At 54.9% G+C, this 831-nt stretch carries 2 protein-coding genes; both read left to right on the forward strand.

Annotation, left to right across the window (positions count from 1 at the left end; genetic code table 11):
- The coding region (locus tag AC6ROY_RS25430; protein WP_500103349.1) for a hypothetical protein at window positions 1-374 on the forward strand (374 nt) is incomplete at its 5' end.
- Window positions 375-380: 6 nt separating this feature from the next.
- Window positions 381-831: hypothetical protein (locus AC6ROY_RS25435; protein ID WP_500103350.1), on the forward strand; the 451-nt coding region annotated here is incomplete at its 3' end.

Below are 831 nucleotides of genomic sequence, written 5' to 3' on the forward strand. Positions count from 1 at the left end.
ATTTTCAAGCCAGGCAACCGAAAGCCTTCGCCACAATCGAGCAACAGAAGCTGCCCTTGCTGGAAACGTATCAACTCGTCATTTTGTATAAGCAGTTTCAGGAGATCATGAGCCTGGAGGAGTTGATTGCGCTGTATACGCAGCATGGCTTGTCGGGCACAGAGGCGCAATTGATGAAACAGCTCGGCGCAGGGCAACTGACCATTCCGCCTGATCGTCTCGCCGCGCATGATCTCACCGCCGCTGCCGTGGAGGGCGTGGACCTCGCGTTATTCAACACCTTGGAGAAGCAGGCCGCCGAACAAAACAGGTCGTTGCGCTCCTTGCTCGAAGCCTATCAGCAGGCGAAAGCCAAGCTTGGGAAAAGGGAGTAGTGCGAGATGAGACATCTGATCACCCACTGGCTGCGGATCGTGGCATTCAGCCTGCTCATTTGTTCCGCATGGACCGGGCAGGTGTATGCCGAAACCCAGAAGGATATCGAGCGCGTGCTGAACGGCCTGATCGGCCCGACCTTGATTAATGAAACGAACAAAGCCGACTTGGCGGATCGCAGCGGCGCGATGGAAGCGGTTGACCCGCAATCCGGCTCGCTCACCTTGAAGCAGGTGGACCTGACGCTTCCCGGCCGAGATGGGCTTGACTTGACCATCGGGCGTATGTATCAGTCCTCGCAGGCTGAGATGGCTGAGAAAAATGCTTACTTTGAATACATGCTCGGCGGTGAATTGCCCAATTATGGAATATGGGTCTATAAGTATAATGAAGACGGCGAGTATGTCTTGTGGCTTGCGGAAACCTACAACACGTGGAGTGAAGCCAGCGATCATC

It is taken from the genome of Paenibacillus sp. sg306046, from assembly GCF_059821225.1.